Below are 22069 nucleotides of genomic sequence, written 5' to 3' on the forward strand. Positions count from 1 at the left end.
GGTAGTGGCTCCCTGGTCGGTGGGGACGGCGGTCACAGCGCGGCGAGGACGGAGCGCAGGGCGGTGATGACGCGCTCCTGGACGTCCTCGGGCAGCGAGGGGTACATGGGCAGGGAGAAGATCTCGCCGGCGAGCCGCTCGGTGACGGGCAGCGATCCGGGGCCCCAGCCGAGGTGGGCGAAGCCGGACATGGTGTGCACGGGCCACGGGTAGCTGATGTTGAGCGAGACGTCGTGGGCCTTGAGCGCCTCGATGATCTCGTCGCGGCGCGGGTGGCGGACGACGTACACGTAGTAGACGTGGCTGTTGCCGGGGTTGGTGGCGGGCAGCAGGAGGCCGCCGGGGCCGGTGAGGTCGCCGAGGCCCTGCTCGTAGCGGCGGGCGACGGCGTTGCGGCCCTCGACATAGCTGTCGAGGCGGGTGAGCTTGCGGCGCAGGATCTCGGCCTGGACCTCGTCGAGGCGGGCGTTGTGCCCGGGGGTGCGGACGACGTAGTAGACCTTGTCCATGCCGTAGTAGCGCAGCTGGCGCAGGGCCCGGTCGGTCTCCTCGTCGGCGGTGAGGACGGCGCCGCCGTCGCCGTACGCGCCGAGGACCTTCGTCGGGTAGAAGGAGAACGCGGCGGCGTCCCCCATGGTCCCGGCGAGGCGGCCGTGGTGGCGGGCGCCGTGGGCCTGGGCGCAGTCCTCCAGGATCCTCAGCCCGTGCCGCTCGGCGATGCGGCGCAGCGGCTCCATGTCGGCGCACTGGCCGTAGAGGTGGACGGGGAGGAGGACCTTGGTGCGCTCGGTGACGGCGGCCTCGACCTGCTCGGGGTCGATGAGGAAGTCCTCCTCGCGCACGTCGACGAAGACGGGGGTGGCGCCGGTCGAGACGATCGCGACGACGGTCGGCGCGGCCGTGTTCGAGACGGTGATCACCTCGTCGCCGGGGCCGACGCCGAGGGCCTCCAGGGCGAGCTTCAGCGCGTTGGTGCCGTTGTCGACGCCGGTGCACCGGCCGCCGCCGTGGTAGGCGGCGAACTCCTCCTCGAAGCCGGAGACGCTCTCGCCGAGCACGAGGCGGCCGGACGCGAAGACGGTGGCGACCGCGTCGAGGATGTCGTCCTTCTCCTTCTCGTACTCGGGCAGGTAGTCCCAGACGTACGTGGTCATGGCTCTCCTCGGGTGTGGCGGGGGGTGCGTGGCGGGCGGCTGTCAGGGGTGGTGCGGGGTGCGCGCGGCCTTCCACCAGTCGGGGTTGTCGCGGTACCAGGCGACGGTGGCGGCGAGGCCCTCGGCGAGGGTGCGGCGGGGCGCGTAGCCGAGCTCTTCGCGGATCTTGCGGTCGCTGAGCGCGTAGCGCAGGTCGTGGCCCTTGCGGTCGGGCACGTGGCGGATCATCGACGCGTCCGCGCCGCACAGGTCGAGGATCCGCTCGGTGAGTTCGCGGTTGGACAGGTCGTCGCCGCCGCCGACGTTGTAGACCTCGCCGGCCCGCCCGCGGGTGAGGACGAGGTGCAGGGCGCGGCAGTGGTCCTCGACGTGGAGCCACTCCCGGCGGTTGCGGCCGTCGCCGTAGAGCGGGACCGGCCGGCCCTCCAGGAGGTGCGTGACGAAGCGGGGGATGACCTTCTCGGGGTGCTGGCGGGGCCCGTAGTTGTTGGAGCAGCGGGTCACGCTGACGTGCAGGCCGTGGGTGCGCCGGTACGCGCGGGCGAGCAGGTCGGAGCCGGCCTTGGAGGCGGCATAGGGCGAGTTGGGGAGCAGGGGCGAGTCCTCCGTCCACGAGCCCGTCTCGATCGATCCGTACACCTCGTCGGTCGAGACGTGGACGAAGCGCTCCACGCGGGCGTCGACGGCGGCCTGGAGGAGGGTCTGCGTGCCGAGGACGTTGGTGCGGACGAAGTCGGCGCCGCCGTCGATGGAGCGGTCGACGTGCGATTCGGCGGCGAAGTGGACGACGGCGTCGTGGCCGGGGAGCAGTCCGGCGAGGAGCGCCGCGTCGCCCACGTCGCCGTGCACGAAGGCGAGGCGGTCGTGGTGGGCCGGGAGGTTGTCGCGGTTGCCGGCGTAGGTGAGGGCGTCCAGGACGGTCACGGTGTGCCGGGCGCCCGGTTCGAGGGTGTCGTCGAGGAGGGCGCGGGTGTAGTGCGAGCCGATGAAGCCGGCGCCGCCGGTCACCAGGATCCTCATGCGGGCTCCTCGTCTCTCCGGGCCGGCTCGGCGTGCCGGTCGTCGGTGGTGATGTCCATCAGGTACCGCCCGTAGGGGGACTTGGCGAGGGCGAGGCCGAGGCGGTGGCAGGCGTCGCGGTCGATGTACCCCATGCGCCAGGCGATCTCCTCGACGCAGCCGATGCGGACCCCCTGCCGGTGGGAGAGGATCTGCACGTACTGGCCGGCCTCGGTGAGGGCGTCGTGGGTGCCCGTGTCGAGCCAGACGAAGCCGCGGCCGAGTTGGACGAAGGTGGCCTTGCCGCGTTCCAGGTAGGTGCGGTTGACGTCGGTGATCTCCAGCTCGCCCCGGGCCGAGGGGCGCAGCGAGCGGGCGATGTCGACGACCTCGTTGTCGTAGAAGTACAGCCCCGTGATCGCCAGGTTGGAGCGGGGGCGGGCCGGCTTCTCCTCCAGTCCGACCAGCCGGCCCTCGGCGTCGACCTCGCCGACGCCGTACCGCTCGGGGTCGCCGACGGGGTAGCCGAAGAGCACGCAGCCGTCGACGTCGCGGGCGGAGGTGCGGAGGATCTCGCCGAAGCCGGGCCCGTGGAAGAGGTTGTCGCCGAGGATGAGCGCGACGGAGTCGTCGCCGATGTGCTCGGCGCCCAGGACGAACGCGTCGGCGAGGCCGCGCGGCTTGTCCTGCTCGGCGTAGGTGAGGGTGAGGCCGAGGGTCGAGCCGTCGCCGAGGAGCCGCTGGAAGCCGGGGACGTCGCCGGGGGCCGCGATGACGTGGATCTCGGTGACGCCGGCGAGCATCAGCACGGAGAGCGGGTAGTAGATCATCGGCTTGTCGTAGACGGGCAGCAGCTGCTTGGAGACGCCCAGGGTGATGGGGTGCAGCCGGGTGCCGTGGCCGCCGGCCAGGATGATTCCCTTCATCCCGCGGTCCCTTCCGGAGTGGTGGGTTCTTCCGCGCGGCCGTCCCGGGTCACGAGTCGGCGGTGGTGCTCGTCGCGGGCGTCTTGGGTGGCGGCGACGCCGACAGGAACCGGTCGCCGCGCAGTTCCTCCTCGGCGGTCTGCTCGACGCGGTTCATCGCCATCCGCAGCAGTGGCGGGGCCATGAGCGAGGTGAGGACGGCGACGAGGACGACGATGGAGTACATCTCCACGGTGAGCAGTCCGAGGCGTACGCCGATCAGGGCGATGATCACCTCGATGACGCCGCGGGCGTTGATCCCGGCGCCGAGGGCGAGGCACTCCCAGCGGTTCATCCGGGTGGCGGCCCCGCCGATGAACGCGCCGAGGAACTTCCCGACCACGGCGACGGCGAAGACGGCCAGCCCCCACAGCGCGACCGTCGGGTCGGCGAGGGACGTGAGGTCCATGCGCAGTCCGGCGGTGGCGAAGAACAGGGGGGCGAGGACCGCCATCACGGTGGTGTTGAGCGGGGACAGGGCCGAGGCGTCGAAGTCCTTGGCGCCGCCGACGAGGATGCCGCAGAGGAACGCCCCGAGGGCCGCTTCGAGGCCGAGCGCGTGGGTGCCGGCGGCCGCCAGGGTCATCAGCACGACGACGGTGACCACGGGCAGGCCCGGTACGGAGGCCCGCGCGGCGGCCCGCAGGGCGGCGCCGACGACGAGCCGGCCGACGGTCATGGTGACGGCGATGAGCAGGCCGACCTCGCCGAGGGTGGTGAACACCTCGCCGGCGTACAGGCCGGTGGTGGCCATGGCGGCGATCAGGGACAGCAGGACCCAGCCGACGGCGTCGTCGATGGTGCCCGCGACCAGGATCATCTGGCCGATGTCCCGGTGGATGAGCTTCATGTCGATGAGGGTCCGCGCGATGACGGGGATGGCGCTGACGCACATCACCACGCCGACGAAGAGCGCGAACACGGTCTGGTCGGCGCCCGGGGCGCGCAGCTGCGCGGGCAGGACGAAGCCGAGCCAGGCGCCGAGGGCGAGCGGCACGAGCAGTCCGGCGGCGCCGACGCCCGCCGCGCGGGCCCCCTGCCTCCGGACGAGTTTCAGGTCGAGGTGGATTCCGGTGAAGCCGACGAGCAGGATGACGCCCAGCTGTCCCACCGCGTCGAGCAGGTGCATGTGCTCGGCGGTCTGCGGGAACAGCCAGTTCCCCACGCCGGGCGCGGCGTGGAACAGCAGCGACGGTCCGAGGAGCACCCCGGCCGTCAGCTCCCCGACGACCGCCGGCATGCCCAGCCGCTCGGCGAGGCGGCCGAGGAGCAGCGCGGTCAGCAGCAGCACGCCCACCTGGAGCAGCAGGATCATCAGGGCGTGGCTGGGGAGGGGCTCGACCACCGAGGCGGCCACGGTCATGAGGGGCACTCCTTTCCGTACGACGTCTCGGCCCGGGTGGTCCCGGCGGGCGCGGCCGCGGGGGCCGCGCCGGCCGGGCGCGGTGGGCGTCACGCCGCCGCGGGCCGGTCCTCGGCGTCGGAGCCGGTGCCGCTGCCGTCGCCGAGCGCCTCGAAGTGGCTGGGGCGGCCGTCGACGTAGACCTCCCGCCCGATCTTCTGGGCGTCGCGGCGGTGCATCAGCTCCCACGTTCCGTCCGTGCGGTGCAGCAGCGTGGAGTGCCACGGGGTGGTCCACGCGTCGGCGGCGCCCAGCAGGCGGATGCCGAACTTGATGGAGCCGCGGTTCTGCGGGTGGATGGAGAGGCGGACGTTGCGCGGATAGCTCTCGGCGATCAGCTCGCTCCAGGCGCGGCTGCGGAGGATGACCTCGTAGGCGCGGCGCCGGCAGTCGCGCTGGAGCGCCGACCGGGTGCCCTCCCAGTTGGCGGTGTCCTCGACCAGGAAGCGGGTGATGCCGCGGTACATGCGCAGGGAGGACTCGTCCTCGCGGACCTCGGCGCGCAGCTCCTCCAGCGAGGGGCCGAGGGTCGTGGCGGCGCGCTGGCGCTTCTCGTCGTACGTCAGGTCCGGCCCGTACACGTCGCGCAGGTCGAAGGTGTCGAGGTGGTCGGCGAGGCCCTCGGCGCGGATCATGTCGGCGATGGCGTCGTTGTACGCGTCGATGTGCGCGTCCGGTACGTGGATGACGTCACCGAAGATGTGGCCGTCGGAGCAGATGAGGACCTTCGCGCCCGGCGCGTAGACCTTCTCGATCTCGGCGCACAGGGAGTCGAGGAAGCGCAGCGCGAGCCGCTCGCCGTGGTCGGGGAGGTGGCTGAAGACCTTGTCGAGGTTGGGTGACTTGCAGGGGAAACCGGGCAGGCTGAAGATGACCTGCTCGTTGTTGGCCACGAAGTCCCGTATCTGGGACAGCTGCTCCGGGAAGTCGTCCGTCTTGTCCAGATGGGTGTCGGGCTCGACGGTGCGCCGGTGCGGGATGAGCAGCCGCACGATCTCGTGGCTGATGCGCTCGACCTCGGTCGTCAGGGCGGGGCTCGTCGTGGTGGCGGACTCGGACATGGCTGATCGGCTCGCTTCCGTGAGTCGTGGTGCGGGGAGGTGTGGTGCGGTGGCGGTCCCGGCGTGAACGGCCGGGTGCGGTGCGGTGGGCACGCGGCGGGGCCGGTTCAGTGCTGTACGGGGCAGCCGCCGCGCGGGGCGGCGTCCGAGGGCCCGTAGGCGACGGGCAGTTCGTTGAGGCCGCGGGCGAGGACGGCGCCGACCCAGACGAGCTCCTCGTCCGGCACGGCGAGGCGGATCTGGGGCAGGCGGTTGAGCAGTTCGCGGACGGCGATCTGCAGCTCGACGCGGGCGAGGGCCGCGCCGGGGCAGAAGTGGATGCCGTGGCCGAAGGCCATGTGCGGGTTGGGCGAGCGGTCGAGGTCGAGGGTGTCGGCGTCGGGGAACCGCTCGGGGTCGCGGTTGGCGGCGCAGAGCGAGACGATGACGGAGTCGCCGGCGGGGACGGTGGTGCCGTAGAGGTCGGAGTCCTCGGCGAAGAACCGCCACGTGGTGAGCTCGAAGGCGCTGTCGTAGCGCAGGAGTTCCTCGACGGCGCGGGAGAGGAACGCCTGGTCCGCGGCGCTCATCTCACCGGCGACGGCCTCCTGGAGGCGGCGCAGCTGGGCGGGGTGGCGCAGGAGCGCGACGAGCGCGGTGGTGATCTGGTTGGTCACCGGCTCCTGGCCGGCGACGAGGAGCTGGAAGACGATGGAGTCCTGCTCCTCCTTGGTGATCTCCCCGGCCTCGCAGGCCCGCACGAGCTTGGTGAGCAGGTCGTCGCCGGGGTGGGCGCGCTTGTGCTCCACGACGCCGGTGATGTAGTTCTGCAGGCCGCGCAGGCGCCCCTCGTACACGGGCCGCAGCGGGTCGCTGGGGCCGACGGGCTGGACGACCTTGCCCCAGTCGCGGTCGAAGCCGGCGGCGATGTCCTCGGGCAGGCCGATGACCTCGGCGAGGACGCGGAAGGGGTAGTGGGCGGCGAACGCGGCGACGACGTCGACCACGCCGCTGCCGCCCTCGGCGCCGGCGGCCGACGTGTCCGAGCCGGCCGAGCCGCCCGAGGTGTCGGACGCGGCGAGCGCGGCGTCGAGCAGCTCGGTGGCGATCTCCTCGAAGCGCGCCCGCTTCCGCTCGACGTTGCGCGGCGTGAACGCCTCGGTGACGAGCTTGCGCATCACGGTGTGCTTCGGCGGGTCCTGGTGCAGCAGGTGCACCTGGAGCTGGGAGTGCTGCGGCTCCGGCATGATCGCCGCCCGGTCGCGCCACGCCTTGTTCCCGAGGTCGTGGTTCTTGCCGAGGCGGTCGTCGTTGAGTGCGCCGTGCGCCGCCTCGTACCCGGTGACCAGCCACGCGTTGACCCCGCTGGGGAAGTTGACGTGGTGCACCGGGCCCTCCTCGCGGAGCTTGCGGTACAGCGGGTAGGGGTCGGTCTTGTACTCCTTGCCGTAGAGCGGCAGCGGTTCGGGACGCGACATGGCGTGGTGCTTCCTTCCTGAGGGGCGGTCCGGTCCCGGGTGGGGCCGGTGGGGTTCGCGGAACGCTGCACGCGCGGTCGACCGAGCGCGGGCGCGCCGAAGCGGCGCGGGGCGTGGAGCGGTGGGGGTGGTGGTACGCGGCGGGGGCGGTGGTACGCGGTGGTGCGTGCGGTGCCGGCGGTGCGCGGGGTGGTGCGGGGCGGAAGTGGTGGAGGCCGTGACGCGGGGCGGCACGGCGGGGCCGCGGCAGGCGGCGGGGTCGGTACTGCGCGAGGGGGACGGGACCGTTCCGACGGCCCGTCAGTGGTGCTTCCGGTGCTTCCGGTGTTTCACCACCGGCTTGTGCGCGGCGTCACATGGGAACCGTCTACGCGTACAAGTCACCAACAGTGAGCGAGTATTCTTGGCCACAGGTCAACATGTCAAGTTGGATCTGTTCACCCATCAACTCGTTCAAGCCTGACCGGAATCGATCAAACAACTGGCTTAAATGACTGCCTCGCGCGCCTGGTTCATCCCATAGAGTGAGTTTCCATGATGGCCTCACGGGGGAGCGCTGTCCGGTTCGGCATTCTGGGCACGTTGGTGGTTTCGGTCGGAGAACAAGATCTCCACCTGGGCGGTCCGCGCGCCCGCGCGGTTCTCGCCGCACTGCTGCTGGAGGCGAATCGGCTCGTTCCGATTTCCCATCTCGTGGAAGCGGTGTGGGAACGCGTTCCGCCCGCGACGGCGGAACACCAGATTCGTAAGATCGTCGCCGATCTCCGTTCACGTATTCCCGACGCACCGGAAATGCTCGTCACCGACGGACCGGGATACCGGATCATCGTCGGCGAGGAACAACTCGACCTCCTCCGCTTCGACCGGGCCCTCGACGAGGCGCGCCGCTGCGCCACCGTCGACGGCGAGGTCGCCGCCCTGGAGACCGCCCTCGGCCTGTACCGCGGACGGGTCCTGCCCGACAGCCGCAGCCCCGTGCTCACCTCGGCGGCGGCGGCCCTGGAGGACCGCTACCTGGGCGCCCGCGAACGCCTCCTCGAACTCCGCCTGGAGCAGGGCCGCGCCCACGACGCGGTGACCGAGCTGCTGACGCTGGTCGCCGAGCACCCGCTGCGCGAGTCCCTCAGCGCGCTGCTGATGGTCGCCCTGTACCGGGTGGGCCGGCAGGCCGACGCGCTTCGGGTCTACCACGACCTGCGCAACCTCCTCGCCGAGCAGCTCGGCATCGACCCGAGCAGCGCCGTCAACTACCGCTACCAGCAGATCCTGCGCAACGAGCCCGGCCTCGACCGCTCCCCCGCCGCCGCCCACGGCCCCGCCGCCGCGCAGCCCCCGGCCCCGCCGCCGCGCTCCCTCCCGCACGACCTGCCCGACTTCACCGGCCGGGAGGAGGAGCTGGCGCGGCTCCTCGCGCAGGCGTCCGACGCCCCCGACGGCGCCGCCGCCCACCCGGCCGTGCGGATCGTCACCGTCGACGGGATGGCGGGCAGCGGCAAGACCACCCTCGCCGTCCACGCGGCGCACCGGCTCGCCGACCGCTACCCCGACGGCCAGGTCTTCCTCGACCTGCGCGGCTTCAGCCCGCACGGCCCCCCGCTCACCCCGCACGAGGCGCTCGGCACGCTGCTGCGCGCCCTCGGCGTGCCCGGCGACCGCCTCCCCGACGACCCGTCGGACCGCGAGGGCCTCTGGCGCGGCATGACCGCCGACCGCCGCATGCTGCTCCTCTTCGACAACGCGGCCGCCTCCGACCAGGTGCGCCCGCTGATCCCCGCCGGGCCGCACTGCCTGGTCCTCGTCACCAGCCGGCCGAGCCTCGCCCAGCTGGACGGCGCCACTCCCCTGCCGCTCGCGCCGCCCCCGGCCGCCGACGGACTGGCGCTCCTCGGCCGGGTCCTCGGCCACCGCCGGGTCGCCGCCGAGCAGGAGGCCGCCGCCGAACTCGTCGCGCTGTGCGGCCGGTTGCCGCTGGCGCTGCGCGTCGTCGCCTCCCGGCTCACCAACCGCCCGCAGTGGAGCCTGGCCTACCTGACCGGACGGCTGCGCGACGAGGCCACCCGCCTGGACGAGCTGGCCGTCGAGCACCGCAGCGTCCGCGCCTCGCTGGGCCTGTCGTACGCGGCCGTGCCCGCCACCCACCAGGAGCTGTTCCGGCTGCTGGGCGCCCACCCCGGCGCGGACTTCGACGGGCCCGCCGCCGCCGCGCTCGCCGGCCTCGCCCCGCATACGGCCGAGTCCCGGCTGGAGGACCTGCTCGACGCGCGGCTCCTGGACCAGCGCGTCCCCGGCCGCTACACCTTCCACCCCCTGCTGCGCGCCCTCGCCCGGGACGCCGCCGCACAGGAGCCGCGGGCCGCCGGCGAGTCCCGGCGCCGGCTGCTCGACCACTACCTGACCGCCGCCGAGGCCACCGCCGCGCTGGTCGAGCCGGGCCGCCGGGTACCGCGACCGGCGGCCGAAGTACGGCCGCCGGCGGCCGTACCGCCACCGCGCGACGCGACCGCCGCGCTGGCCTGGTTCGACGCGGAACGGGCCAACCTGCTGGCGGTGCTCGGCCACGCGGAGGAGTCCGGGGCCGACCGCCACGTCGCCCGCCTGTCCCTCGCCCTCGCGCCCTGCCTGCACGCCCGCGGCCAGGTCGAGGACGAACTCGCCGTGCTCCGCAAGGCCGCGGCGGCCGCCCGGCGCCTGGGCGACCCGGCCCTGGAGCGCGCCGCCCTCACCGGCCTGGCCGCGCCCTACGGGCGGCTCGGGCGGGTCGCGGAGGGCCTGGAGTGCGCCCGCGAGGCGCTGTCCCTCTCCGAGCGCACCGGCGACCGGGCCGGCGCCGCGCTCTGCCTCAGCCGGATCGGCGCGTTCCACAACGCCCTCGGCCAGTACGAGAGCGCCATTGCCGCCCTCCACCGCGCGCTGGTGCTGCTCAGCCGCACCGAGGCGCGCGCCACCGAGGAGAACGCCGTCCTCGCCTCGCTCGGCGAGGCGCAGGCCGCCCTCGGGCGGCACGCCGAGGCGCTCCAGACCAGCCGCCTGGTCATCCTGCACAGCCGGGACGCCGGCGACCCGCACGGCGAGGTCACCGGCCTGACCGGCGAGGCGACGGCCTACGCCGCCGCCGGCCAGCTGGACATGGCCCTGGACCGGCTCGCCGAGGCGGCCGCCCTGGCCCGGCGCGCCGCCGCGCCGGACGGGTCGGCACCGGACGGGTTGGCGCCGGTCCTCGCCCGGTACGCCGACGTCTACCGCCGCCAGGGCCGCCACCGCGAGGCGCTGCACGCCGGGCACGCCGCCCTGCACCTGCTGCGCCGGGACCGCCGCCCCGCCCTGACCGCCGCCGTCCACAACGTCATCGGCGCCGTCCACCGCGACCGGGGCGAGTACCAGCGCGGCGAGGGCCACCACCAGACGGCCCGCCGGCTCGCCCTGCGGGCGGGGCTCCGCCGCGAACTGGCGCTCGCGCTCGACGGCATCGCCCACGCCCGCGCGCACGGCGAGGGCCCGCAGGAGGCGAAGGAGCACGAGCCGCGTTCGGCGCCCGCCGCGCCGGTCCCCCCGGTCCACGCCCACGCCTGCGCCACCCAGCACCCGACGCACTGACGCACCGGCCGCGACGCACCGGCGCCCCGGCGCCGACACGCACGGCGCCCCGCCCGGCCAACGGGCCGGACGGGGCGTCACACGCGCGTCAAAGCGCGCCGGGCGGCCGTCACCGCAGCGGGGCGAGGACCTCTCCCGTGGCGGCGTCCCGCACGGTGATCGCCTCCATGGGGCAGGTCTCCGCCGCGTCCAGCACCGCGTCGTCCGGGCCGACCACCTCGTCCACCGGGCGCGCCCGGCCGCCGTCCAGCCGCATCCGGCCGTGCGCGGTGCCGAGGCACAGCCCGGTGCCGGCGCACACGAGCCGGTCGACCTCGATCCGCCACTTCCCCCGCTCGCCCACCTGCTCCTGCTCCTGTCGCTGTTCCTGCTCCTGGGACATCTCCTGCTTTCCTTTCACGTCACGGGACGGCAGGGGGCCGTACCCGGTGGAGCGGGGCCCGGCGCCGCGGGCGGCCGCGCGCAGCGACCGCTCCGCGGCCGACGCGGCGTCGTAGCCGGGCAGGATCCCCCTCCGCTCCGCCTCGGCCATCGTCACCGCCCTCCGGTCGCGCTCCGAGATGATCAGATCCGCGCCCCCGGGGACGGGCAGCCCCAGGTCCGGATCGAGGACGGAGACCGCCTCCTCGTCCCGCGCCGCGTACCGCGCGGACCGCAGGTCGGTGATGACGGTCTCCTCCAGCGCCACGACGGCGTGCGCCACGCCGGCGGGCAGGTACACGCCGCTCGGGTGGTCGGCGTCCAGCACGAGCGACTCCCACCTGCCGTACGTCGGGGAGCCCACCCGCACGTCCACCGCGATGTACAGCGCGCGCCCCCGGGAGCAGTGCGCGTACGTGGCCGTGCCGGGCGGCACGCGGGTGAAGTGCACCCCGCGCACCGCCCCCCGGCGCGACCGGCTGTGGGTGGCCTGCCGCACCGGGAACAGCGGGCTGCCGGTGGCCGCCTCGAAGGCCGCCTCGTCGTACGGGGCGGCCACCTGCCCCCGCGCGTCGCAGGAGGGCCGCGGGACGAACAGGTACGCCCCGACGGTCCTCAGCTCGCGCACGTCCACGCCACCCGTCCCTCCCCGCTCGTCCGGCGGTACGCCGTGCGGGACGCCGGTGTCAGGCGCCCGCCAGCTCCTCCAGGCGGGCGACGATGTCCAGCGGGGTCGGCATGGCCTTGATCTCCGCGCGGACCTCCGCCGCGGCCTCGCGGATCGACGCGTCGGCGATGACCGACTCCAGCAGCTCCGGGCCGATGTCGTCGGGCTGGGCGATCCGGCCGAGGCCGCGGTCGGCGATGGCCTGCGCGACGACCGGTCGGCCCAGGCCCTTGAAGGCGGGCATGACCTGCGGCAGCCCGTGCACCATCGCGCCCAGCGCCGTACCCGGCCCGGCGTGGTGGATGACCGCCGAGCAGCCCGCCAGCAGGGCGCTGTAGGGCACCCAGTCGAAGGCGTGGACGTTCTCCGGCAGCGGACCGAAGGGCTCCAGGTCCACCCGCGGCAGGACGACCACGAACTCGGCGTCCGTCTTGGGCGCCGACGCGAGGATCCGCTCCAGGATGACGGCGGCCTCCCCCGGCACGGGCCCGCTGCCGAGGGTGACGGCGATCCGGGGGCTCTCCGGGCGGCGGTTGAGCAGGTCGTACAGCGGCTTCGGCAGCGGGCCGCTGCCGTTGTACGGCACGAAGCCCATGGACCACATGCCGGGCTCGGTCGGGACGACGCTCGGCGGGGTGATGTCGATCGTCGCCCGCGCCTCGGGCAGGGAGACGCCGTGCTCCTCGAAGAGGTCGGCGTGCAGCTGGCTCATCATCTCCGCGGAGGGGTTGACGAAGCCGAAGCCGTGCTGGACGGCGGGCACGCCGAGCTTGGCGGCGGCGACGATGCCGGGGGTCAGCAGCGGCGAGTGGACGACGACGTCGGGCCGCCACTCCTCGGCCGTGCGGATCACCGCGTCGACCATCTCCGGCTGGAGCCGCAGCGCCGCCGCGACGGCCCCGCCGACGACCTCCAGGTACGGCGTGTCGGAGGCCTCCTGGAGGAGCTTGGCGGCGACCTCGGGATGGTTCTGGGCCAGCTTGCCCACCATCTGGTCCAGGGACAGGCCGGGCGCCACGTCCACCGTGCGCGCGCCCGCCTCGCCGAGGGCGAGGCCGGGGCCGCAGGAGGCGACGAGGACCTCGTGGCCCGCGAGCTGGAGGGCCCAGGCGAGCGGGACCATGGGGTAGGTGTGTCCCGTGCCCGGGGTGATGGTCATGAGTACGCGCATGGGTGGGAGTTCTCCGTTCGAGAAGGCGGGCGGCGCGGGGGTGGTCGGCGGCGCGGGCGGCGGGCGGCTTCGCGCCGCCGCCGTCAGCGCAGCAGGTCGATGGGGCGCTCGGGGCGCAGGCCGATGGCCATCGCCCGGGCGGGGCCGGCCTGGAGCGGCGGCAGCCGCCTCATCAGGCGCAGCACGACGGGGGTGGTGGACTTCCCCTCGCCGCGGATCCACGGTTCGAGGAAGCGGGACTGGAGGAAGCGCTGGATCCGCTGCGTGGCGGCGGTGGCGCGCTCGCGGCGCTTCTGCACCCGCGCCAGGTGCTCGTGGGTCAGCGTGCCGTCGCGCAGCGGTTCGGCGAGGACGTTCGCGGCCGCGACGGCGTCCTGGAGGGCGAGGTTGATGCCGACGCCCATGATCGGCGACATGGTGTGCGCGGCGTCGCCGAGGCAGAGCATGCCGGGCCGCCACCACTGGCGCAGCCGGTCGATCTGCACGTCGAGCGTCTTGACGTCGTCCCAGCTGCGCAGGTCCTCCTCCAGCCGGCCGGCGAGGAACGGGGTGAGTTCGGCGAGCGTCGCGCGGAACGCGTCGAGGCCCTTGGCGCGCAGCTCCTCGTACCCGCCCTTGCGGATGGCGACGGCGGCCTGCCAGTGGCCGAGCCGCTCGATGCGGACGAACAGCTGCCCGTCGGAGAGCCGGCCGACCATGCCGCCCGGGTCGCTGTCCTCCTTGGTGAGCTTGAACCACAGGACGTCCATGCCGGAGCCGAAGACCTGCGGCCGCATGCCGGCGCTCCGCCTGAGGGCCGAGCGCCGGCCGTCGGCGGCGACGGTGAGTTCGGCGCGCAGCTCGTGCTCGCCGTCGGCGTCCGTGTAGCGCAGCCCGTTGACGCGGCCGCCGGCCGTGGTCACCCCGGTGACCTCGGCGTTCTGCACGAGCCGGAAGTTGGGGAAGCGGTTGGCCTCCTCCAGGAGGAAGTTGAGGAAGTCCCACTGCGGGAGGAAAGTGATGTACTTGAACTTTCCGGGCAGTCGGCTGAAGTCGGCCAGGGTGTGGGGGCCGTCGTCGGTGACGACCTGGAGGCAGTGGATCCGTTGGTGCGCCAGCTTCTGGAATTTCTCGCCCAGGCCGAGCTCGACCATCAGCTGGTGGGTGGAGGCGTGCACCGTGTCGCCCCGGAAGTCACGTAAGAAGTCGCCGTGCTTCTCCAGGACCACGGTCTCGACGCCCGCCCGGGCCAGCAGCATGCCGAGCATCAGCCCCGCGGGGCCCGCTCCGGCGATGGCGCACGTGGTCTGTCCTGATGCCATGTTCTCCCTCGTTCCGATCTCGCGGCTCGCGTCACCGCGCGTGGGGGGAAATCACCATTCGACGAGAAGGGATTCGGGGGCCCGCGCGATGAGGCCCGGCTTCCACGGAACATCATCCGCGGTGCCGGCGAGGCGCAAGGTGGGGAATCTGGCCATCAACCCCTCCAGTGCCACCTTGAGTTCGGCACGCGCGAGGCTCGCCCCGAGGCAGAAGTGCATTCCGTGGCCGAATCCCAGGTGCGGATTGCGCTCCCGGTCGAAACGGATCGTGTCGGGGTCCTCGAAGACGCGCTCGTCGCGGTCGCCGGCGGCCCGCTGGAAGATCACGGTGTCGCCCTTGCGGATGAGCTTGCCGCCGATCTCGACGTCCTCCGACGCGCGCCGGGGGAAGCTGCCGACGGAGCGGAGCGGAATGATCCGCAGCATCTCCTCGATGGCCGGGTCCAGCAGCTTCGGGTCCTGGCACAGCTGCGTGTACAGCTCGCGCTGGGCCAGCAGCAGGAAGGAGACGTTCGAGATCATGCTGAGCGAGGTCTCGTGGCCGGCCATGAGGACGCCGATGCCGGTGCGCACGGCCTCGACCTCGGAGAGCTCGCCGGCGTCGAGGGCCTCGATGAGCACGGATATCAGGTCGTCGGAGGGGGTGGAGCGGCGCTTGGCGATGAGTCTGCGCAGGAAGTCCTCCAGACCGTCGCGGGCCTCGTTGATCTCCTCCTTGGTGTGCGCGGAGGTGGCGACGAAGACGTCCGAGTAGCGGCGGAACTCGGCGCGCTCCTCGTACGGGACGCCGAACAGCTCCACGATCATGCGGACCGGAAGCGGAATGGCCAGGCGCTGCACGAGGTCCCCGGGCGGGCCCTGCTGCTCCATGGCGTCGAGCTCGGACTCGACGAGGTCGCGCATGCGGTCGGCGAGCTGGGAGACGATGCGCGGCCGGAAGGCGTGGGCGACGACCTTGCGGATCCGGCCGTGGTCCGGCGGGTCCATGCTGAGCAGGTTGCCGGGGCGCAGCGGCAGCGGCGTGACGCGCGCGGTGTCGGGCTCGGTCGCGGCGTGCGAGCTGAACCGCGGGTCGGCGAGGAACTGCTTGATCTCGTGGTAGCCGGTGAGGAGCCAGGCCTCTCCCCCGTACGGCATGGTCACCCGGGACACCGGTTCGTGGCGGCACAGTTCGAGGTACCGCGGGTGCAGGTCGAGCCGGACAACGGGGCCGAACGGGTAATTCGGCGCCCCGACGGTTTCCGTGACGGTCATGATTGCCACCTTCTGCGTGTCGTCCATCGCGCCGGAACCGGGAGAACCAGGGCGCTCACGCCGTGGTGGTGGCACACACGTGAAGCCGATGCTCGGCTTTCCGAGGAATCCCGGCGATTCGACGGTGAGGAGAAGAGCTGCGAATGCTTTTCGGGCGGGGCCGGTCGGGTCCGACTCCGTGCGTCGGCGGCGGTGCGTCGGCGCACGCCGAACCGGCCTCTCGTACCGGAATCCTCTCACAAGGACCCTGCGGAAAGCGGGTGTTCGATGTCCTGATCACGTCCCCCGCCGGCGGTCCGGAACAAGGGAATCCGCCGGTCGGCGGACGGGCGGGTGAAAGGGCCGGGAAAAGCCGGAGCCCCGCCGGCCGTCTCGGTGGCCGAAACGGGGCGGGGCTTTTTCGGACGATCTCTCCGGAGAAACGGGAAGCGGTAATTCCGCCTCAGGCGCTGGTGTGCGAGCGCTGACCGGTCCTCGCCTCCCGCTCCACGCGGTCGGCGAAGCGGAGCCACCTGTCGGCGCATTCGCGGGCCAGCTTGCTGACGCCCTCGGCGCAGTGCGGCGGGATGGTGGTGGCGAGCCGCGTCCACACGGACTCGTCGACGTCGTGCACGGAGAAGCAGCGCAGCAGGAACCGGCCGGACTGGGACAGGCGCAGCGCCGGGTCCTTGCGCAGCCGCTCCAGTAGCTCCCCGGAGTCCCGGGGAGTCGACCCGTCGGCGCGGTGCGAGGAGGTCCGCTGGGCCGGGATGCGCGGCTGCGCCCGCTCGGGCCGGGCGGCGCCGCGGCCCTCGGGCACCGGGTCGCGGCCCAGCAGCAGGCGCTTCTTCACGTCGTGGGCGGTGCCGAGCGAGATGCCGGCCGCGCGGGCGATCTCGCGGAGGCTCGCCCCGGGGCGCTCCAGCATCAGCTCGCCGGCGCGCTGCCGGCCGCTGGCCACGCCGGCCACCCCCGCCGGGCGGCGCTTGCCGTCCAGCCCGATGCGGGTGTTCAAGTGGGGAACTTCGTCACTCGAACGCCGCACCCGCGAGACGGTGCGCGGCGACAGGGCGGTGACGGAGGCCACGTACCGGTCGGAGAGCGCCGGGTTCTCCCGCAGGATGCGGGTGGCCGCGGCGAGCCGGTCCCCGTGGGACAGCGGCTTGCCGTGCGCGATGTTGAGGCTGACCGCGACCGCGAAGAGGCTGCCCTCCGGCGCGTCCAGCAGGTAGGCGCTGATCGTGCGGTCGCCGCGTGCCCGGGCGGCGGCGAGCCGGTGCATGCCGTCGACGACCCGCCCGGAGGGGCGGTGCACGACGATCGGCGGCAGCTCCTCGTCCAGCGCGATCAGGGTGTCCACGTACTCCTGGTCGAGGCCCTTCGTGCGCGGCGAGTCCGCCGGAAGGAGTGTGTCGACCGGGACGTCCGCGCGGTTTGCCGCGCTCAAGGTCGGAGCCAACGTCAGTATGCCGTCGCCGTCACCGCTACTCATCGAATCCCCCGCGTTCCCCCGCCATGATCGATGGTGCTACGCCTGCACGTTAGCAACCGGCTACAGGCCAAAGCAAGGAGTTCACGGAGCGTGGTCGTGACCGGGTCGGCGGCCCCAAATTCCTTGGTGGGCAAGGGTTTTGGTGATCACGGTGAGGGGTGCGAACCGGCCACCGGCCGGTTCGCGACGGGTGTTACTTGCGGTTGTACAGCCGGACGGTGAGGGAGCCGAAGACCGCCACCAGCGCGGCGGACCAGCCCAGCGTCCAGGCGATGTCCGCCCCCGGCCACCGCCCGTCCATCAGGCCGCGCACCGCGGAGGCGACGTGGGTGATCGGGTTGTTGTGGACCAGGGTCTGGAGCCAGCCGGGCATGGTGGCGGGGTCGACGAAGATGTCGCTGAGGAAGTTCAGGGGGAAGATCGCCGTCATCGAGGCGCCCATCACGGTCTTCTCGTCGCGGACGAGCAGGCCGAACATGGTGCCGATCCACGAGAAGGCGAAGGCGAAGACGATCAGCAGGAGGATGCCGGCGACGACGCCGACGACGCCCCCGCCCGGCCGGAAGCCGATGATCATGCCCGCGGTCAGCATCACCACCGAGGCGATCGAGTAGCGCAGCACGTCGCCCAGCAGGTATCCGATGACCGTGGCGGGCCGCCAGATCGGCAGCGTGCGGAACCGGTCGAAGACGCCCTTGTCGATGTCGTTGTTGATCGCGATGCCCGTGTACATGGTGGTCATCACGACCGACATCACCATGACGCCGGGCAGCAGGTACTGGATGTACTCGCGCGGCGAGCCGGCCAGCGCACCGCCGAAGAGGTGCGTGAACATCAGCACCATCATCACGGGCAGCACCGTCACGTCGAAGAGCTGCTCCGGCACGTGCTTGATCTTGAGCATGGCCCGCCAGCCGAAGGCGAGCGAGGCCGCCAGCGGGGACGGCCGGGTCGGCCGCTCGTCGGAGACGAGCAGCTCGGCGAGGGTCCGTACCGGCACGGGCGCGAGGTCGTCCTCGCGCGCGGGGGCCCCGCCCGACGTCGTGGTGCTCATGCCGCCGCCTCCTCCTTGACGCCCGCGGACGGGCCGTCCGCCTTCCGGTCGGTGAGCGCGAGGAACACCTCGTCCAGGCTGGGCTGCCCGAGCGAGAAGGTGTCGACGGTGATGCCGCGGCGGGCCAGCTCGGCGAGGGCGTGCGAGGCCCGCTCGGCGGCGCCCCGGTCGCCGTCGCCGTTGTCGACGCGGGCCGTCAGCGCGTACGGGTCGGGGTCGAGCTGCACCTCGGCGGCCAGGTGCAGGGCGAGCACCCGCTCGGCCTCCGCCCGCTGCGCGGGGTCGCGCAGCCGCAGGTGGACCGAGCCGGCGCCGACGGACGCCTTCAGCTCGCCCTTGGTGCCCTCGGCGATGACCCGGCCCTTGTCGATGACGGCGATCCGGGCGGCCAACTGGTCCGCCTCGTCGAGGTACTGCGTGGTGAGCAGGACGGTCGTGCCCTGGGCGACGATCGCCCGGACGATCTCCCAGACCTGGTTGCGGCTGCGCGGGTCGAGACCCGTGGTCGGCTCGTCCAGGAAGAGCAGGGCGGGGGTGTTGAGGATCGACGCGGCGATGTCGAGCCTGCGGCGCATGCCGCCGGAGTAGTTCTTCACCTGCCGGCCGGCGGCCTCGACCAGGGAGAACGCCTCCAGCATCCGGCCGGCGCGGGCGCGCGCCGACCGCTTGGAGAGCCCGACGAGCCGGCCCAGCAGGACGAGGTTCTCCTGCCCCGTCAGGTCCTCGTCGAGCGAGGCGTACTGGCCGGTGAGGCTGACCAGGCCGCGGACGGTGTCCGCCTCGCGCACCACGTCGTGGCCGAAGACGCGGGCCTCGCCGCCGTCGGGGCGCAGCAGCGTGGCGAGCATCTTCACGCTCGTGGTCTTGCCTGCGCCGTTGGGTCCCAGCACGCCGTAGACGGTGCCCGCCTCGACGGTCAGGTCGACGCCGTCGACGGCGCGGTTGGCGCCGAAGGTCTTCACCAGGCCCACGGCCTCGATGGCCGGGCCGGACGACGGGGCGCGGTCGGTCATGGCCGGATCACCCCCGCACCGCGTCCCCGGCGGGCGCCTTCAGCGCCTCGGGGTGGCGCTTGAGCCGCTGGAGGACGAGCATCCCGCCGATGCCGGGGACGAACGACAGGAGGCGGGCGCCCGCCGACGCGCCGGCGACCGTGAGCGAGAACGTCGCCACGATGGTCAGCAGGTACGCCGTGCCGTGCGTCGGCCCGCCGAGGGAGGTGATCGGCTTGGCGTGGATGGTGAAGAGGTTGACGAAGAGGATCACGATCGACGCGGCCTCGACCGCCGCCGCGATGCGCAGCACCTTGATGTTCATGGTGGTCAGACCCCCGTGGTGGAGCCGGGGCGGACGATCATGAGGACCACGACGACCGACCACAGCAGGTTGAAGACGCCGGTGAGCATGGCCAGCCGCGAGGCCGCGGCGTTCAGGCCCTCGGCGGCCGTACCGCCGCCCTGGGCCATGGCGAGCATGCGCTCCTGGTTGGGCAGGATCGCCATGGCGAGCAGGAAGGCCGCGATGGCGGTGAGGATCATCGACGAGATGAGCCAGGCGTCGCCGAGGACGCCCAGCTGGGCGCCGGTGGCGAGGCCGAAGACCGGGACGACGAGCCCGGCGACGGCGTAGATCCGGCAGACGCGGTGCAGGAACGCCGCGATGGCGGCCGAGCGCCCCTTCTCCTCCCCCTCCCCCCCTTCGGACACCGCCTGCTTCGCGTAGCGCGGGAAGAGCGAGGCCGCCACGGCGATCGACCCCACCGCCAGGATGGCGGCGAGGACGTGCACGGACAGCAGGAGCTTGGTCACGGTAGTGCCTCCAAGCGGGACGGAGCAGACCCTCGATAGATTGGCTACCAATAGATAGCACGCCTACATCAGGATTGGGTAGACTCGCTGGTCATGAGGACAGACGCGGTGCGCGGCCACTTGGACGGACTCCTCCTGGCCGTGCTCGAACCGGGCCCCCTGCACGGCTACGCGATCATCGCGGCCGTCCAGCAGCGCAGCGGGGGCGCGCTCGAACTGCGCACGGGCACGATCTATCCGGCGCTCCAGCGGCTGGAGCGGCTCGGGCTGCTCAAGAGCAGCTGGGACTCGGTCGGCGAGCGGCGGCGCCGCTGCTACGAACTGACCGAGGCCGGTCGTCGTAGTCTGGCCCATGAGCGCAACGCCTGGCAGGAGTTCACGACGGCGATCGGTTCGGTCCTCTACCCCGCGACACCCTCGACACCCTCGACGGGACTGGCCACATGAGCACCGGGGCGGGCATGGAGACGAGCATCGGCGCCGCAGGGGGCGGCAAGCGCCCCTCCGCCACCCCTTCCGACCCTCTCGACGCCTACGTCGCCGCCCTCTCCGACGTGCTGCGCGGCCCGACCCGCGCCAAGGCCCGGCTGGTCGCCGAGATACGTGACGGCCTGGACGACACGGTCGCCGCCCACCTCCGCGCGGGCCTGCCCTACGAGCGCGCCGCCGAGTTGGCCGTACGGGACTTCGGCTCGCCCGACCACCTCGCGCCCACCTTCCAGCACGAGCTGACGATCGCCCAGGCCCGGCACACGGCCCGCGCCGCCGCCCTCACCGTGCCCTTCGCCGTGGTCTGCTGGCTGCTGGTGTGGACGGCGAGCCACGACAGCGCCTGGCAACTGCCCCGCACCACCTCCCTGCTGACGGTCCACCTGGTCGGCGTCGCCGCCATCGCCTCGGTCCTCGCCGCGGCCACCCTGGCCGCGACCGGCCGCCTCGCCCGCTGGCTGCCCACGCCGCACCGGCTGCCCCTCGCCGTGGCCTGGACGGGCACGGCCGCGAGCATCGCCATGGCCATCGCCGCGCTGGTCCTCGTCACGCTCTCCGTCGTCGTCACCAACTGGCCGCTCGCCGTGGCCGCCGGGGCCTTCGCCGCGGCGTCGCACGCCGTGGTGGCCTCGTCGGCCCGCACCTGCCGGCAGTGCGCCCGCCTGCCGGTCACCTAGGGGGTGTCCCGTCGATCAGGCCGGATCAGCGAGCGGCGTCCAGTGTCGCGCGTCGCGAGGCGGACCGGGGGAGCCGGTGCGGGGCATCGGCGACCGACGGCGACGCGGCGAGGTGCGACACCGGACGCCGGAATCCCGGCACGGCCGGCGGGGCACCCCCTAGGCGTGCGGGACGAGCGCCCGGGACCGCGACCGGCCCCGCGGGGGGCGCGACCGCGACCCGCCCGCGGGGCGCGGCACCGCGCCCGCGCCGCGCTCCGCGCCCGCCGGGCCAGTGGCGATGATCACCGCCCAATGGCCGACAACCGAGGACAGCCCCCGGTCGCGCCCCCTACTCTCGGAGCGACGCGGATGACCGGACCCCAGTACTCCGAGGCGGGGTGACGTGCGGTGGTGAGACTCGCGGGCCCCCGGCCCGCCCTGCGGCTGGCGCGCGCCACCGTCTTCGCCGCGGTGTGCGTGGTGACCGCCGCGCTGGGCCACTCCCTCGCCGCCGGCGCCCCGTTACCCCTGGACGTCCTCGCCGGCGCGATGGCCGCCACCACCGCGCTCGCGTGGTGGCCGGCCGGCGCCGAGCGCCGCGGCCCCGTGCGGATCACCGCGACGACCGTCGGCGCCCAACTGGCGCTCCACACCGCCTTCTCCTTCGCGCCCTCGCCCCACGGGGGCGGACACCACCAGCAGACGACCGCCGTCGCCCCGCCCCCCAGCGTGTGCATGGGCGGCGCCACCGACCCGGTCGCCCAGGCCGTGTGGCAGGCCCACACCGCCGCGCCCGCGGTCCCCGGGCCCGAGTCGCCCGTGGAGTACGCGGTACGGCTGCTCACCCACGGCTCGTGGCTGATGTTCTTCGCGCACGTCCTGGCCGCCCTCGTGTGCGGGCTGTGGATGTGGCGCGGCGAGGCCGGCTTCTCGGCCATCGCCCGGTCGGTCCACTGCGCCCTGTTCGTACCGCTGCGGCTGGCCCTGGCGGGGCTCCCCCGGGCCCGGCTGGTGCGCCTGCCGCGCGCGGCTCCGGCCTTCGTCCGGCCGCGCCGGCTCCTCGACGCGCTGCTGCGCCACGCCATGCCCCGGCGCGGCCCACCACAGGGGTGTCCGGTCCCCTGCTGACCCGCCGCGACGGCG

Annotated in this window: 19 protein-coding genes; 4 read left to right on the top strand and 15 right to left on the bottom strand. The window is 73.5% G+C overall.

Annotated elements, in window-relative coordinates; translation table 11 throughout:
- Positions 1-32: 32 nt before the first annotated feature.
- The 6 genes from LPA54_RS04710 to LPA54_RS04735 all read right to left on the bottom strand — a co-directional run bounded on the left by LPA54_RS04710 (position 33) and on the right by LPA54_RS04735 (position 7038).
- Entirely contained in the window at positions 33-1154 is a 1122-nt protein-coding gene (locus LPA54_RS04710; protein WP_228974040.1) for a DegT/DnrJ/EryC1/StrS aminotransferase family protein, read from the bottom strand.
- A gap of 42 nt (positions 1155-1196) precedes the next feature.
- Positions 1197-2174: a dTDP-glucose 4,6-dehydratase gene (gene rfbB, locus LPA54_RS04715; RefSeq protein WP_228974043.1), complete on the bottom strand. Its 978-nt coding sequence runs from the start codon at positions 2172-2174 to the stop codon at positions 1197-1199.
- The gene (gene rfbA, locus LPA54_RS04720; RefSeq protein WP_228974045.1) at positions 2171-3079 is read right to left on the bottom strand and encodes a glucose-1-phosphate thymidylyltransferase RfbA; all 909 of its coding nucleotides are present in this window, start codon (positions 3077-3079) and stop codon (positions 2171-2173) included. Before rfbA ends, rfbB begins: the two co-directional genes overlap by 4 nt.
- A gap of 49 nt (positions 3080-3128) precedes the next feature.
- The gene (locus LPA54_RS04725; RefSeq protein WP_228974047.1) at positions 3129-4481 is read right to left on the bottom strand and encodes a cation:proton antiporter; all 1353 of its coding nucleotides are present in this window, start codon (positions 4479-4481) and stop codon (positions 3129-3131) included.
- Between the two features lie 89 nt (positions 4482-4570).
- Positions 4571-5581 carry an L-tyrosine/L-tryptophan isonitrile synthase family protein gene (locus tag LPA54_RS04730; RefSeq protein ID WP_228974049.1) on the bottom strand — a complete coding sequence of 337 codons (1011 nt, stop codon included), beginning with the start codon at positions 5579-5581 and terminating at the stop codon, positions 4571-4573.
- Positions 5582-5688: 107 nt separating this feature from the next.
- Positions 5689-7038: a cytochrome P450 gene (locus LPA54_RS04735; protein ID WP_228974050.1), complete on the bottom strand. Its 1350-nt coding sequence runs from the start codon at positions 7036-7038 to the stop codon at positions 5689-5691.
- A 792-nt stretch (positions 7039-7830) separates the two neighbouring features.
- Between LPA54_RS04735 and LPA54_RS42210 the strand changes: the two genes are divergently transcribed.
- Entirely contained in the window at positions 7831-10632 is a 2802-nt protein-coding gene (locus LPA54_RS42210) for a BTAD domain-containing putative transcriptional regulator (protein WP_267486766.1), read from the top strand.
- Between the two features lie 109 nt (positions 10633-10741).
- On the opposite strand, the gene LPA54_RS04745 is transcribed toward LPA54_RS42210, so the two are convergent.
- The 9 genes from LPA54_RS04745 to LPA54_RS04785 all read right to left on the bottom strand — a co-directional run bounded on the left by LPA54_RS04745 (position 10742) and on the right by LPA54_RS04785 (position 19778).
- Positions 10742-11686: a dTDP-4-dehydrorhamnose 3,5-epimerase family protein gene (locus LPA54_RS04745; protein WP_228974052.1), complete on the bottom strand. Its 945-nt coding sequence runs from the start codon at positions 11684-11686 to the stop codon at positions 10742-10744.
- A gap of 52 nt (positions 11687-11738) precedes the next feature.
- Positions 11739-12890, bottom strand: a complete 1152-nt coding sequence (locus tag LPA54_RS04750; RefSeq protein ID WP_228974054.1) for a nucleotide disphospho-sugar-binding domain-containing protein — start codon at positions 12888-12890, stop codon at positions 11739-11741.
- An 83-nt stretch (positions 12891-12973) separates the two neighbouring features.
- Positions 12974-14191, bottom strand: coding sequence for an FAD-dependent oxidoreductase (locus LPA54_RS04755; RefSeq protein ID WP_228974056.1), 1218 nt, complete (start codon positions 14189-14191; stop codon positions 12974-12976).
- Between the two features lie 51 nt (positions 14192-14242).
- A complete protein-coding gene (locus LPA54_RS04760) occupies positions 14243-15445 on the bottom strand; it encodes a cytochrome P450 (protein WP_228974063.1) in 1203 nt (400 codons plus the stop codon).
- Positions 15446-15887: 442 nt separating this feature from the next.
- On the bottom strand, positions 15888-16871 hold the full coding sequence (locus LPA54_RS04765; RefSeq protein WP_228974065.1) for a ParB/RepB/Spo0J family partition protein: 984 nt from the start codon (positions 16869-16871) through the stop codon (positions 15888-15890).
- 238 nt (positions 16872-17109) lie between these two features.
- Complete coding sequence (locus LPA54_RS04770) at positions 17110-17970, bottom strand: ABC transporter permease (protein ID WP_228974066.1); 861 nt, start codon at positions 17968-17970, stop codon at positions 17110-17112.
- Entirely contained in the window at positions 17967-18983 is a 1017-nt protein-coding gene (locus tag LPA54_RS04775) for an ATP-binding cassette domain-containing protein (RefSeq protein ID WP_228974068.1), read from the bottom strand. Before LPA54_RS04775 ends, LPA54_RS04770 begins: the two co-directional genes overlap by 4 nt.
- A gap of 7 nt (positions 18984-18990) precedes the next feature.
- Positions 18991-19287: a hypothetical protein gene (locus LPA54_RS04780; RefSeq protein WP_228974070.1), complete on the bottom strand. Its 297-nt coding sequence runs from the start codon at positions 19285-19287 to the stop codon at positions 18991-18993.
- 5 nt (positions 19288-19292) lie between these two features.
- Positions 19293-19778: a hypothetical protein gene (locus LPA54_RS04785; RefSeq protein ID WP_228974071.1), complete on the bottom strand. Its 486-nt coding sequence runs from the start codon at positions 19776-19778 to the stop codon at positions 19293-19295.
- Positions 19779-19871: 93 nt separating this feature from the next.
- Here LPA54_RS04785 and LPA54_RS04790 point away from each other — a divergent pair, with 93 nt between their 5' ends.
- The 3 genes from LPA54_RS04790 (at position 19872) to LPA54_RS04800 (ending at position 22054) form a co-directional block, all read left to right on the top strand.
- Positions 19872-20225 carry a PadR family transcriptional regulator gene (locus LPA54_RS04790; protein WP_228974073.1) on the top strand — a complete coding sequence of 118 codons (354 nt, stop codon included), beginning with the start codon at positions 19872-19874 and terminating at the stop codon, positions 20223-20225.
- On the top strand, positions 20222-20944 hold the full coding sequence (locus LPA54_RS04795) for a permease prefix domain 1-containing protein (RefSeq protein WP_228974076.1): 723 nt from the start codon (positions 20222-20224) through the stop codon (positions 20942-20944). The genes LPA54_RS04790 and LPA54_RS04795 overlap by 4 nt, the downstream gene beginning before the upstream one ends.
- 390 nt (positions 20945-21334) lie before the next feature.
- Positions 21335-22054: a hypothetical protein gene (locus LPA54_RS04800; protein WP_228974077.1), complete on the top strand. Its 720-nt coding sequence runs from the start codon at positions 21335-21337 to the stop codon at positions 22052-22054.
- The last annotated feature ends 15 nt before the right edge of the window (positions 22055-22069 follow it).

Source organism: Streptomyces sp. DH12 (assembly GCF_020873895.1).
Taxonomy (GTDB): domain Bacteria; phylum Actinomycetota; class Actinomycetes; order Streptomycetales; family Streptomycetaceae; genus Streptomyces.

What these genes read in the sequence shown, in the direction of transcription:
- LPA54_RS04710 (WP_228974040.1), bottom strand. Translation starts at nt 1,154, where the DNA reads ATGACCACGTACGTCTGGGACTACCTGCCCGAGTACGAGAAGGAGAAG.
- rfbB (WP_228974043.1), bottom strand. Translation starts at nt 2,174, where the DNA reads ATGAGGATCCTGGTGACCGGCGGCGCCGGCTTCATCGGCTCGCACTAC.
- rfbA (WP_228974045.1), bottom strand. Translation starts at nt 3,079, where the DNA reads ATGAAGGGAATCATCCTGGCCGGCGGCCACGGCACCCGGCTGCACCCC.
- LPA54_RS04725 (WP_228974047.1), bottom strand. Translation starts at nt 4,481, where the DNA reads ATGACCGTGGCCGCCTCGGTGGTCGAGCCCCTCCCCAGCCACGCCCTG.
- LPA54_RS04730 (WP_228974049.1), bottom strand. Translation starts at nt 5,581, where the DNA reads ATGTCCGAGTCCGCCACCACGACGAGCCCCGCCCTGACGACCGAGGTC.
- LPA54_RS04735 (WP_228974050.1), bottom strand. Translation starts at nt 7,038, where the DNA reads ATGTCGCGTCCCGAACCGCTGCCGCTCTACGGCAAGGAGTACAAGACC.
- LPA54_RS42210 (WP_267486766.1), top strand. Translation starts at nt 7,831, where the DNA reads ATGCTCGTCACCGACGGACCGGGATACCGGATCATCGTCGGCGAGGAA.
- LPA54_RS04750 (WP_228974054.1), bottom strand. Translation starts at nt 12,890, where the DNA reads ATGCGCGTACTCATGACCATCACCCCGGGCACGGGACACACCTACCCC.
- LPA54_RS04755 (WP_228974056.1), bottom strand. Translation starts at nt 14,191, where the DNA reads ATGGCATCAGGACAGACCACGTGCGCCATCGCCGGAGCGGGCCCCGCG.
- LPA54_RS04760 (WP_228974063.1), bottom strand. Translation starts at nt 15,445, where the DNA reads ATGACCGTCACGGAAACCGTCGGGGCGCCGAATTACCCGTTCGGCCCC.
- LPA54_RS04770 (WP_228974066.1), bottom strand. Translation starts at nt 17,970, where the DNA reads ATGAGCACCACGACGTCGGGCGGGGCCCCCGCGCGCGAGGACGACCTC.
- LPA54_RS04775 (WP_228974068.1), bottom strand. Translation starts at nt 18,983, where the DNA reads ATGACCGACCGCGCCCCGTCGTCCGGCCCGGCCATCGAGGCCGTGGGC.
- LPA54_RS04780 (WP_228974070.1), bottom strand. Translation starts at nt 19,287, where the DNA reads ATGAACATCAAGGTGCTGCGCATCGCGGCGGCGGTCGAGGCCGCGTCG.
- LPA54_RS04790 (WP_228974073.1), top strand. Translation starts at nt 19,872, where the DNA reads ATGAGGACAGACGCGGTGCGCGGCCACTTGGACGGACTCCTCCTGGCC.
- LPA54_RS04795 (WP_228974076.1), top strand. Translation starts at nt 20,222, where the DNA reads ATGAGCACCGGGGCGGGCATGGAGACGAGCATCGGCGCCGCAGGGGGC.